11 protein-coding genes are annotated in these 11733 nt (G+C 66.4%); 8 read left to right on the top strand and 3 right to left on the bottom strand.

The window, feature by feature from the left end; translation table 11 throughout:
• The first annotated feature begins 242 nt into the window (after nucleotides 1–242).
• From pdxH to GFS60_RS06885, 5 genes are all read left to right on the top strand, one after another.
• On the top strand, nucleotides 243–893 hold the full coding sequence (gene pdxH, locus GFS60_RS06865) for a pyridoxamine 5'-phosphate oxidase (RefSeq protein ID WP_159926945.1): 651 nt from the start codon (nucleotides 243–245) through the stop codon (nucleotides 891–893).
• Entirely contained in the window at nucleotides 890–2179 is a 1290-nt protein-coding gene (locus GFS60_RS06870; RefSeq protein WP_159926947.1) for an MFS transporter, read from the top strand. Before pdxH ends, GFS60_RS06870 begins: the two co-directional genes overlap by 4 nt.
• Before the next feature lie 41 nt (nucleotides 2180–2220).
• A complete protein-coding gene (locus tag GFS60_RS06875) occupies nucleotides 2221–3183 on the top strand; it encodes an aldose 1-epimerase family protein (RefSeq protein WP_159919887.1) in 963 nt (320 codons plus the stop codon).
• A 437-nt stretch (nucleotides 3184–3620) separates the two neighbouring features.
• The gene (locus tag GFS60_RS06880; RefSeq protein ID WP_109327430.1) at nucleotides 3621–4916 is read left to right on the top strand and encodes a citrate synthase; all 1296 of its coding nucleotides are present in this window, start codon (nucleotides 3621–3623) and stop codon (nucleotides 4914–4916) included.
• Nucleotides 4917–4960: 44 nt separating this feature from the next.
• Nucleotides 4961–5323 (top strand): FKBP-type peptidyl-prolyl cis-trans isomerase, encoded by a 363-nt coding sequence (locus GFS60_RS06885; protein WP_109327431.1) that lies wholly within the window; start codon nucleotides 4961–4963, stop codon nucleotides 5321–5323.
• A 28-nt stretch (nucleotides 5324–5351) separates the two neighbouring features.
• Here the strand turns inward: GFS60_RS06885 and GFS60_RS06890 are convergent, their stop codons facing one another.
• Together GFS60_RS06890 and GFS60_RS06895 are read right to left on the bottom strand one after the other, a co-directional pair.
• Nucleotides 5352–6719: a sensor histidine kinase gene (locus GFS60_RS06890; RefSeq protein ID WP_159919889.1), complete on the bottom strand. Its 1368-nt coding sequence runs from the start codon at nucleotides 6717–6719 to the stop codon at nucleotides 5352–5354.
• Complete coding sequence (locus GFS60_RS06895) at nucleotides 6716–7432, bottom strand: response regulator transcription factor (RefSeq protein WP_109327435.1); 717 nt, start codon at nucleotides 7430–7432, stop codon at nucleotides 6716–6718. Before GFS60_RS06895 ends, GFS60_RS06890 begins: the two co-directional genes overlap by 4 nt.
• A gap of 71 nt (nucleotides 7433–7503) precedes the next feature.
• On the opposite strand from GFS60_RS06895, the gene GFS60_RS06900 reads away from it, so the two are divergent.
• Nucleotides 7504–8421, top strand: a complete 918-nt coding sequence (locus GFS60_RS06900; protein WP_159919891.1) for a mechanosensitive ion channel family protein — start codon at nucleotides 7504–7506, stop codon at nucleotides 8419–8421.
• A gap of 29 nt (nucleotides 8422–8450) precedes the next feature.
• Nucleotides 8451–9791, top strand: coding sequence for a cryptochrome/photolyase family protein (locus GFS60_RS06905; protein WP_159919893.1), 1341 nt, complete (start codon nucleotides 8451–8453; stop codon nucleotides 9789–9791).
• Between the two features lie 21 nt (nucleotides 9792–9812).
• On the opposite strand, the gene GFS60_RS06910 is transcribed toward GFS60_RS06905, so the two are convergent.
• Entirely contained in the window at nucleotides 9813–11036 is a 1224-nt protein-coding gene (locus GFS60_RS06910) for an MFS transporter (protein ID WP_159919895.1), read from the bottom strand.
• A 91-nt stretch (nucleotides 11037–11127) separates the two neighbouring features.
• On the opposite strand from GFS60_RS06910, the gene GFS60_RS06915 reads away from it, so the two are divergent.
• Nucleotides 11128–11712 carry a TetR/AcrR family transcriptional regulator gene (locus tag GFS60_RS06915; protein WP_159919897.1) on the top strand — a complete coding sequence of 195 codons (585 nt, stop codon included), beginning with the start codon at nucleotides 11128–11130 and terminating at the stop codon, nucleotides 11710–11712.
• Nucleotides 11713–11733: the final 21 nt, after the last annotated feature.

An 11733-nucleotide genomic window follows, 5' to 3' on the forward strand; every position in this document is an offset into this window, starting at 1 on the left:
CGTTTCGACAACTGCGCTGATCGTGCATGCGGGATGGGCAGGCACTCGTTCGTCCGCGCAATCGGCCTCCCACCCTCCTGGTGTCGCGCGGTGGAGGCGACGGTTCAGCAAAGGCGGGTTCGGTCCCCAAAACTTTAGCCGGTGTCACCGGAAGGGCAGTCAGTGCATACCCGGGAGTAGCGTTCTCCGCTGTGTCATCAGATGCAGAACAGCCGGGTCCGGCGAACAACGACCTCGCGACGATGCGCGTCGGTTACGGACATCAGGGCATCGCCGGACGGTCCGAAGAGTCCGATCTGGACGCCGAGCAGCTGAAAGACGGCTGGCTGCCGTTGATGCGTCGCTGGCTCGAGGACGCCGTGGAGGCGGGAATTCCCGAGCCCAATGCGATGACGCTGGGCACCGTCGACGAACACGGCCACCCCTGCACGCGCACCGTTCTCTGCAAGGGCCTGAGCCCGGCCGGAGTGCTGTTCTTCACCAACTACGAGTCGGACAAGGGGAGGCAGCTCGCCGCCGTTCCGTACGCGTCGGTGACCTTCACCTGGGTGCCGATCGCCAAGCAGATCACCGTTCGCGGTCCCGCCGAACGGGTCAGCGCCGAGGTCACCGACGAGTACTGGCACAGCAGGCCGCGGGGGTCGCGGCTCGGTGCGTGGGCGTCGGAGCAGTCGCGGCCGATCGGCTCGCGGGCCGAACTCGATGCTGCGCTCTTGCACGTCGCCGAACGCTTCGGTGTCGACGTCGACATCCCGGTCCGGCCGAACTGGGGTGGGATCCTCATCCGCCCCGAGGTGGTCGAATTCTGGCAGGGCCGGGCCAACCGGATGCACAACCGAATCCGGACTTCGAGGCACGGAGACCGGTGGAGCGTCGAACGGCTGCAGCCATGACCGGACAGGTGACCCGGGATCGTCGGCCCCGAAGGTTCCTCGCAGATACGACCCCACTCGAGAACAAGGACTACCGGCGCCTGTGGACTGCCGGGATCGTCACCGTCATCGGGGGCCAGCTCAGCGTGGTCGCGGTTCCCCAGCAGGTCTACGAGATCACGCGCAGCTCCGCGTACGTGGGCCTCACGGGAGCGTTCGCCCTGGTACCGCTGATCGTCTTCGGCTTGTGGGGCGGCGCCCTCGCCGACGTGATGGATCGGCGCACCCTGCTGACGATCACCACGGTGGGACTCGGGGTGACCTCGGTTCTCTTCTGGGTACAGGCGGCGCTCGGCCTGAACAACGTGTGGCTGGTACTGGGACTCCTTGCTTTGCAACAGGCGTTCTTCGCCGTCAATCAGCCCACCCGCAGCGCGATCATCCCGCGGCTGATACCGATGGGGCAGCTGGCGGCGGCCAACTCGCTGAACATGACGGTGATGCAGTTCGGCGCGATTGCCGGACCCCTGCTCGCCGGGGTCATGATTCCTGCCGTCGGCCTGTCGACGCTGTATCTCGTCGATTCGATAGCACTGCTGGCCACCCTGTGGGCGGTACTCCGGCTGCCCGCCATCCCACCGGTGGGGGAGTCGCGGCGCGCGGGATTCCGGGAAGTGTTCGACGGCTTCGCCTACCTGGCCACCCAGAAGGTGCTGCTCGCGTCGTTCGTGGTCGACATCATTGCCATGGTCTTCGGGATGCCCCGGGCGCTGTTCCCGCAGATCGCCCACGACACCTTCGGTGACCCTGCAGGCGGCGGTGTCGCCCTCGGTCTACTGTTCGCGGCGATGTCCGTGGGGGCGGTCGCCGGTGGTGTGTTCTCCGGCTGGTTGCCGCGGGTGCGCCGACAGGGACTCGCCGTGATCGTGTGCATCGTGCTGTGGGGGCTGGCGATGCTGGGCTTCGGTCTCGTGGTGGGGATTGCGTCCCCGGGCTCGAGTCCGGTCCTGTTGTGGGCGGCTCTCGCCTTCCTCGCGTTCGGTGGTGCCGTCGACATGGTGTCCGCGGCGTTCCGCAGCACGATGCTCCAGCAGGTGGCCACCGACGAGATGCGCGGACGGTTGCAGGGTGTGTTCATCGTCGTCGTCGCCGGCGGGCCCCGCATCGGTGACGTCCTGCACGGCGCTGCCGCCGCTGCAGTCGGAACGAGCGTCGCCGCGGCCGGTGGTGGCGTCCTCGTCGTCGTCGGTGTGGTAATCGCCGCAGTGGCATTCCCGGCGCTGGTGCGATACAAGGTCGCCCGTTAGGTTCCTGTGCCCTGTCACAGATTTCGGGCACACTGTGGTGCATGGGTGAACCGCAGTCGTCGGAATCGAAGAGGTCCACAGCGGGCGGAGTGGAGATCCGAGGAGGCGGCTACCGGGCCGAGATCGCAGTCACGGGGGCTGGGCTGCGACGCCTCGAATGGCACGGCCCGGACGGTCCGCGGGCGCTGACCGAAACGTGGGAGCTCGGTTCCAGACCGCCGTTGTCCGCGGGGTTGATCCTCGCCCCGTGGCCCAACCGGATCCGTGACGGTCATTTTGTCTTCGACGGTATCGAACACCAGCTCGAGATCACGGATACGGAGTTCGGCAACGCCAGTCACGGCTTCGTCCGTCGCCGGGACTGGCGTGTCGTCAGCCGCGCCGAGAACCGTGTGGAGATGTCGATCGATGTGGGACTTCACAAGGGCTGGCCGTATCCGCTGCGGGTGACCGTCGAATATGCTCTCGACGCTTCGGGTCTGACGGTCACACACACCGCCACCAATACCGGGGCAATTCCGGCGCCGTTCGGCTTGGGAATGCACTCGTACGTCCGCGTCGGCGACGTTCCCCTCGACGAATGCACGCTCCGCCTGTCCGCAGGCACCCGGTTGCCGCTCGACGACCGCCGGTTGCCGAACGGTGGTTCGCAGGCTGTTGCCGGCAGCGACTACGACTTCACCAGTCCCCGCCCCCTCGCCGGGGTGTCGCTCGACACGCCGTTCAGCGCGTTGGACGTCGACCCGGACGGTAGGTCCCGGCACGAACTGCGTGCCCCGGACGGCACCGGAACCATGTTGTGGGCTAGCCGCGAGTTCGGCTGGCTGCAGGCTTTCATCGCCGATCCGGCGGACGGCAAGTCCTATCCGGGCCGCGGACGGGCGCTGGCCCTCGAACCGATGACCTGTCCACCGGATTCGTTTAACTCCGGCATCGACCAGTTGGTGCTCGCTCCCGGGCAGCATTGGTCCGGTAGGTGGGGCATGACCGCAGTGGGTTCCTGACGGTCCGGTCCGCGGCGACATATGTCCACAGAGTGAGACGGTGTAACACCGGCGGTGCATCGCTCGATAAGTTCCGCGGGGGTTCTTCTGTTGCCGTGTCCGGGTCCGGTCGAGGGCCGTATTGCTACGGCAGGTCTCCTCACCGCTTTCCTGGCGTGATGTGCGTTTGCGCATCGTCGACGCCATCGATGCAGGTAACGCCGCCTCTTCTCGCTCCGGCGGCCACCGGCCGTTCATCTCGGCAGCTCGCACCGCACGAAATGTCTCATCCTCGCGGCGGTACTCCGCTCGTCGCCACCATCGTCTCGCCGCATTCGGCGGCGGGGGCGGGTTGCGGCCTTTCCGTGGACCCTCCTGCAGCGTGCGGGCTGGAGTGGGACTAGTTTCTACCTGAATGAAGTTGTTACTCATTGGTTTGAGCTTGAGAGGGATGCTTCGTGCCTGACAATGACACAAAGCCCACGCTTACCTACCCTGGTGGTGAGCACACGATGTCCATTGCCAGGGCAACCGAGGGCAATGACGGTATCGAACTGGGCAAGCTGCTGGCCAGCACCGGGTACACCACCCTGGACCCGGGTTTCGTCAATACCGCCTCCACCAGCTCCGCGATCACCTATATCGACGGTGAGCACGGGATTCTCCGCTACCGCGGTTACCCGATCGAGCAGCTGGCCGGAAAGTCGACGTTCATCGAGGTCAGCTACCTGCTGATCTACGGCGAGCTGCCGACCGCAACGCAGCTCGAGTCGTTCACCGACCGGATTCGCCGGCACACGTTGCTGCACGAAGACCTCAAGAGGTTCTTCGACGGGTTCCCCCGCAACGCGCACCCGATGCCTGTTCTCTCCAGTGCTGTGAACGCGCTCTCGGCCTACTACCAGGACTCCCTGGATCCGGCCGACCCCGAGCAGGTCGAACTGTCGACCATCCGCCTTCTGGCGAAGCTGCCCACCATCGCGGCATATGCGTACAAGAAGTCCGTCGGACAGCCGTTCCTGTACCCGGACAACTCGCTGAACCTTGTCGAGAACTTCCTTCGGATGACGTTCGGCTTCCCCGCGGAGCCGTACGAGATCGACCCGGAGATCGCCAAGGCACTCGACATGCTGCTGATCCTGCACGCCGACCACGAGCAGAACTGCTCGACGTCGACGGTGCGCCTCGTCGGATCGTCGGACGCGAACCTCTTCACCTCCATCTCCGGCGGCATCAACGCACTCTGGGGCCCGCTGCACGGCGGCGCAAACCAGGCGGTCCTCGAGATGCTCGACGAGATCAAGGCCAGCGGCAGCAACGCAGGCGATTTCGTCCGCAAGGTCAAGAACAAGGAAGACGGCGTGAAGCTCATGGGCTTTGGGCACCGCGTCTACCGCAATTACGATCCGCGCGCGGCCATCGTGAAGCAGACCGCGCACACCATCCTCGACAAACTCGGTGGCGACGACGAACTGCTCGACATCGCGATGGCACTGGAAGAGGCGGCGCTCACCGACGACTACTTCGTCGAGCGCAAGCTCTACCCCAACGTCGACTTCTACACCGGCCTCATCTACCGCGCCATGGGCTTCCCCACGCGCATGTTCACCGTCTTGTTCGCCATGGGCCGGTTGCCCGGGTGGATTGCACACTGGCGGGAGATGCACGAGGATCCCGCTACGAAGATCGGCCGTCCGCGCCAGATCTACACCGGCTACACCGAGCGCGACTACAAGGACGTCACAAGCCGCTGATCTGCGACCTGTGCCGAACAGACAGCCCTCACCGAGGAGGACACATGACTAAGCCCGAGATCGAGTTCCAGGAGGGACCCGCCCCGACCGACCTGGTCATCAAGGATCTGGTGGTCGGCGAAGGCGCCGAGGCCGTTCCGGGGGGCACCGTCGACGTGCACTATGTCGGCGTCGAGTTCGAGTCCGGCGAGGAGTTCGACTCTTCGTGGAGTCGCGGGGAGTCCATCCAGTTCCCGCTGCGCGGTCTCATCAAAGGCTGGCAGGACGGCATCCCCGGCATGAAGGTCGGCGGACGTCGTCAGCTCACCATTCCGCCGGAGCTGGCCTACGGCCCGGCCGGCGCCGGACACCAGCTGTCCGGCAAGACCCTGGTGTTCGTGATCGATCTGCTGGACGCCAAGGAATAGTTTTCGGCTTCACGTCACAAGTCCCGCTTCACCTCGGTGAGGCGGGACTTGTCGCATTCTGCGCCGGAAGGTGCGGCATCGGATGTGCGTCGGCCGAGTGCAGCTCCACGACCAACCGGGCACCACCGAGCGGGCTGTCCTCGAAGTGCGCCCGCCCGCCATGCAGCGCTGCCTGTTGAGCAACGAGCGCGAGGCCGAGTCCCGATCCGCTGCTGGTGGCGTTGGTGCCGCGGTGGAACCGCTCGAACACCTGAGTCCGCTCGGCGTCCGGTACGCCGGAACCGTTGTCGTCGACGGTGATGACGGTGGCGTCCTCCACGGCTCTCAACGTGATCCGGACCGCTGTCGCACCCCCGTGCCGGACGGCGTTGGTGATCGCATTGTCCAGTGTCAGCCGCAGCCCGCCGGGCATCCCGCGGACCGTCAGCGGAACGGCGTCGACGGTGACCTGCAGTCCGGGATGGTGCCGCATCGCATCGTCGGCCGCCAGATCGCAGATGTCGACGAGGTCGCAGTCTACGAAGTCCTGGTCGGTGGACAATTCTCCGCGGGCCAGCCGCTCCAGATCCGACAGGGTCGACTCCACCCGGCCCTGTGCGCGAATCAAATCGCGAAAAATTTCGTTCTGCTGCGCGGACGTCAGCTGATGCGTGGTGAGCACCTCGAGGTCGGTGCGCATCGCGGTGAGCGGCGTGCGCAGTTCGTGGGCGGACACGGCGGCGAAGTCACGCGCGGTGGCCAGGGCGGCGGTGGTCGCGTCCTGCGCTTCGGCGACATCGCGCAACATCGACTCCGCCGCGGAGGCCAGTTCGTCTGCCTCGCGCACCCCTGAGGACGCGGGCGTCAACTCGGGGTCGCGGCGAACGATGCGGCCGGTGAGGTCAACCAGGGGACGAACCGCCCGGCCACCGAACAACCAGCCGAGGCCACTGGCTGCGGCCACGGCCAGGACACCGACGAGGGCCACCTGGCGCTGCTGTTCGGTGGTGACGTCCTGGGCCTCCGAGTACGGGACAGCGAGTGAGATCCGGGTCCCCAGGAAGGGCGTCGTCGCCGTGAACGCCCGATACTTCGTGCCGTTGACGTCGACGGACTGCCACCCCGGTTCGAGCGGTGGCAACCGGGTGGGAGTGCTCACCAGGACGGTGTCGCCGCCCGCGGACCGGATGGTGATCGCGAAGGCGCCCTTGTCGCCCAGCGCGCCGAGGAACAGTCCCGCTGTCGCCGCGTTGGGAACCAGCACGTCGGACGCCGTCTCGAGCCGACGATCGAGTTGGGACAAGTTGTTCCTGTTGATCGCGAGCGCCACCAGAATGCCCAACGCCACGACGATGATGGTCGCCCCGAGCGCGGTGGCCGCCGCGACACGGGTCCGGAGGGAGAACGAGCGCTTCACGACGGCTCCCGCAACACGAACCCCACGCCACGCACGGTGTGCAGGATGCGCGGTTGGCCCTCGGTCTCGAACTTGCGCCGTAGATACCCGACGAAGACGTCCACGACATTGGTGTCAGCCACGAAGTCGTATCCCCACACCAGTTCCAGTAGTCGTTCGCGGCTCAGGACGATGCCGACGTTGCGGGCGAGGACCTCGAGCAGTTCGAACTCCCGCTTGGTCAGGGTAATTTCGTGGCCTGCGAGGAAGACTCGGCGCGCCGAGACGAAGATCTCGAGGGCCCCGACGCGGATCGGCGGAGCCGCGGGGGTATCGGCTGCGGGGGGCGTGGTCGCACCGCGCCGCCGGAGCATCGCCCGGATCCGGGCGATCAACTCCGCCAGGACGAACGGTTTGACCAGGTAGTCGTCCGCTCCCGACTCCAGCCCGGAGATGCGGTCGTCGACGGTGTCGCGGGCACTGAGCACACAGATCGGGATGTCGTTGTTCATTGCGCGGAGCGCGGTCACGACACCGGTTCCGTCGATGACGGGCATGTTCATGTCGAGGACCATCGCGTCCGGGCGTCGCTCGCTGACCACACGGAGGGCGTCGGCTCCGTCGACTGCGGTGAGAACGGTGAATCCGGACAGGCGCAGACCACGTTCGAGCGAAGTCCGCACGTCCTCGTCGTCGTCGACGACGAGAACACTGGCTGAGTCGGTGGCGGTCACTCCTGCATTGTGCCGTGAGGAGGGGGTGGATGGCGGTGGTCCGGTCGTGTCCGTCCGTACACTCGGGTGCGATGTTTTCTTCGCTACTGGCATTCGAACTGACCGAAACCAACCGTGACTGGCTGATTCGCCGCCCTGCCGAGATCGCGATCTACGTCGTTCTCGCGCTAGCCCTGCGGTTCACCCTGCACCGGCTCATCGACCGGATGACCCGGCAGCGGACTGCCACCGACAAACCGGCGATGCTTCGCCCTCTGCGTGAGCGAGCGCCGAGAGGCATCAAGGAAGCCATGGCGAACGAACGCCGAGCGCAGCGTGCCACGACGATCGGGTCGGTACTCAAATCCGCTGTGTCGATCGTCGTCCTCATCTGGGGTGTGTTGCAGATCCTGGGGATTCTGGGGGTGAACGTCGCCCCGTTCATCGCGTCCGCCGGTGTGATCGGTCTCGCACTGGGATTCGGTGCGCAGAACCTCGTCCGCGACTTTCTGTCGGGCATGTTCATGCTGCTCGAGGATCAGTACGGCGTTGGCGACGTGGTCGATCTCGGTGAAGCCGTGGGAACCGTCGAGACGGTGGGCTTGCGGGTCACCACGATCCGCGACGTCAGCGGCACGCTGTGGTACTGCCGCAACGGTGAAATCGTCCGGGTCGGCAACATGAGTCAGGGGTACGCGGTGGCCGTGGTGGATCTGCCGATCGCGCATGCGGCCAACGTCCAGCGGGCATGTGAGGTGGCCCTCGACGCCATCCTGGAGGCGTCGCGAAGTGACGCGATCGAGGCCGACGTGCTCGAAACGCCCGAGATGCTGGGTGTCAATGCCGTGACCGCCGAATCGGTGACGTTGCGCATCACCGCCCGCACCAAGCCGGGACGGCAGTGGGCGGTGCAGCGCACGTTCGCGCGGGCGGCTCTCGCGGCGTTCGAGAAGTACGACATCGATGCGCCGTACCTGTCGATCGTGTCCGCGGCCCGCATGGACGCCTGACGGCGTTGCATTTCAGTACCGTGGCAGGCATGGACACGGCACTGGTCTGGTTCCGGCGCGACCTCAGGCTCGGCGATCTTCCGACTCTGCACACCGTCGCCGAGGCGGGGGCTCGCGCGCTCGGCCTGTTCGTGCTCGACGACAAGCTGCTCCACCCCGCCGGCGGCCCGCGCCGGGATTTTCTCTACCGCAGCCTGACTGCACTCGACGACCAACTCGAGGGGCGGCTGCTGGTAGTGCACGGCAATCCTGCCGACGTGGTCCCAGCGGTTGCCGAGGCGGTGTCGGCGGGTGAGGTTCACGTGAGCGCCGACTTCGGTCCCTACGGCCGCGAGCGGGATGCTGCGGTTGCCGAGCGGATCGAACTGGTGCCCACCGGATCGCCCTATGCCGTGGCGCCGGGGAGGGTCACCAAGGCGGACGGCGAACCGTATCGCGTGTTCACGCCGTACTTCAGGCAATGGCTCGACCACGGGTGGCGTGCGCCGATCGACACCGGTGCCGCGACGGTCGACTGGATCGAACCGGATGACGTCCCCGTCCGGCGGGCAGCAATTCCCCAGCCGGAGTCCGAGGGCGTGGCCGCGGGCGAGTCCGAGGCTTTGCGAAGGTGGGCGGAGTTCCTGGAGGACGAACTCGACTCCTACGACGACGCCCGCAACCGTCCCGACCTCGACGCGACGAGCCGCATGTCGGTGTACCTGAAGTACGGCAACATCCATCCCCGCACCATGCTCCGCGATCTTTCACGCCGCCGTGGTAAGGGGGTCGAAGCGTACCGGCGTCAGTTGGCCTGGCGAGATTTCTACGCCGACATCCTTTTTCAACGCCCAGACAGTGCGCGGGGCAATTACGACCGCAAGTTCGACCCGATCCGACTCGACTCCGGTCCCGACGCCGACGAGGCGTTCGCCGCGTGGTGCGAGGGAAGAACCGGGTTCCCGATCGTCGATGCGGGAATGCGTCAGCTCCGAGCCGAGGCGTGGATGCACAACCGCGTGCGCATGATCGTCGCGTCGTTCCTGGTGAAAGACCTGCACCTGCCGTGGTGGCGTGGAGCGCGCTACTTCATGGACCGCCTGGTCGACGGCGATCTCGCCAACAATCAGCACGGCTGGCAGTGGACGGCGGGAACGGGCACCGATCCCTCCCCGTACTTCCGGGTGTTCAACCCGATCACCCAGGGTGAGAAGTTCGACCCCGACGGCTCCTACGTGCGCAAGTGGGTGCCGGAGCTTCGCGGCATCCCGGGCCGCGCCGTCCATTCGCTGAAAGCCCTTCGGCCCGAGGGCTATCCGGAGCCCATCGTCGACCACGGCCTCGCGCGGCAGGAGTCCCTCGCCCGCTACGGCGAAATCAAGGCCCCGTGAGTACTTGTTAACAGTGGGCGGTTAAGAAGTACTCACAGGCGCTGGGCGCACAAGGAGCCCGAGGAAGGCGGCCCCGGCGAGCAGGATGACGAGTCCGCCGTAGAGGCGGGTGGTGTCGACCAATCCGATCTCGCCGACCAGGTAGCCGGCGAGGAGCGCCGGGACACTGTTGGCCAGGTAGGCGATCACGTAGATGGTCGAGAGCAGGCCCGCCCGCTCATGGGGCGCGGCCAGAGGCATCACGGTATGGATTGTGCCCTGGAAGCCGGCACCGAAGCCGACGCCCGCGATGGCTGTTCCTGCCAGGACGATTGCCGCCGAGGATGTTTCGGCGCCGACGAGTGTGACGGCCACACCGGCGATCAGTGCAGAGGTGCCGACGAGCAGCACTCGCCGCGCCGCCACGTTGCGTAGTACGAAGACGGCAATCGCCCCGGTTCCCGTCAGGGTCGCCACCATGATCGCGCCGATCAACGAGGTGTGGACGTCCAAGGCGCTGCGGGCGAGTGAGGGGCCGAGCGACAGGTAGAAACCGCCGAGTGCCCATACGGCGATCAGGCACGGCCCGGTGAGCATGAGCATGCCGAGAGCGGGGGACGGTACCGCGAGCGTCGGGCGCATCGAGGCCAGCGCGCCCTGCTGCCGCACGGCCGTTTCCGGTGCTGCCCAGATACCCAGGAGCTCGAGGACGAAGAGCGCGAGGAAGACGAGGAACACGGTGCTGGTCGGACGCGGAAGGTGCTCGCTGATCAGACTCGATCCGATGGCGCCGACCGCGAGACCCACCGTAGGCGCGATGCTGTTGACGGTGGAACCGCGGCCGGGTCTGCGCTCGAGGTCGATGAGGGTCGATCCGAGCGCGCTGATCGCGGCGCCGGTCGCGAAACCCTGCACGACCCGGGCTGCCAGGAGAAGCCCGAGGCTCTCGGCTGAGGCGAACATGGCCATCGCGACCGCCTCGAAGGCCAGCGCGGTGACGAGGACGGGGCGTCGGCCGATGTAGTCCGAGAGAGAACCGACGGTGAGCAGGGCCAAGAGCAGACTTACGGCATAGATCCCGAAGACGAGGGTGGATTGCAGGGACGAGAAGCCCCAGTGGCTCTGGTAGAGCTCGTAGAGGGGCGTCGGTGCCGCAGACGCTCCGAGCAGGGTGGCGATGACCACGGCGACGAGAGTGAACGCTGCACCGCGGCCGAGTGTGGGTCGCGACTTCGGTGGAGCATCGGGTGCGGCAAGGGTCGTCATGCGGTACTCCCAGCTTTAAAGCAAAGCGTTTGCTTTATGAACCTACGCCGCCGTTGTTCTTAATGCAAAGATTTCGCGTTAGTATGGGCTCATGAGCCCGGTCACAGGTCCACGCCCCGGTGGGCGCAGCGCCCGCATCCAGCAAGCGGTGCATGCGTCCACGCGCAAGCTGCTCGCCGAGCGCGAGCGAGCGGACATCACCGTCCCGATGATCGCGGCCGACGCCGGCGTCACCCCGTCCACCATCTACCGGCGCTGGGGCGACATCACCGAGGTGTTCGCCGACGTGGCGATCGAGAGGCTGCGGCCCGAGACACCCCCGCGGGAGACCGGCAGTGTGCGCGGTGACCTCGTGGCGTGGGCTCAGGAGTATCTGGAGGAGATGTCCTCGCCGGTGGGCCGGTCCGCGCTGCGCGACATCGTGATGAGTGGTGACATGGGCCGCCCCGACAACGGCACCAACCAGTACAAGTGCGCGGCATTCTGCCGGAGTCAAATCACCGCCATTCTGCAACGGGACGCACAGTTTTCAGGGGCGCCGGGTGCCGCCGAGGGCGTGATCGACCACGTCGTCGCGCCGATCGTCTATCGCATACTGTTCGATCAGGATCCGCTCGCGGAGGACCGCATCGAGGCACTCGTCGACTCGGCCCTCGATGCGGTCGTTCACGCCTGACGCGCGCGTTACCTGGAGACG

The organism is Rhodococcus sp. WAY2, assembly GCF_009859915.1.
GTDB classification, from domain to species: Bacteria; Actinomycetota; Actinomycetes; order Mycobacteriales; family Mycobacteriaceae; genus Rhodococcus_F; species Rhodococcus_F oxybenzonivorans.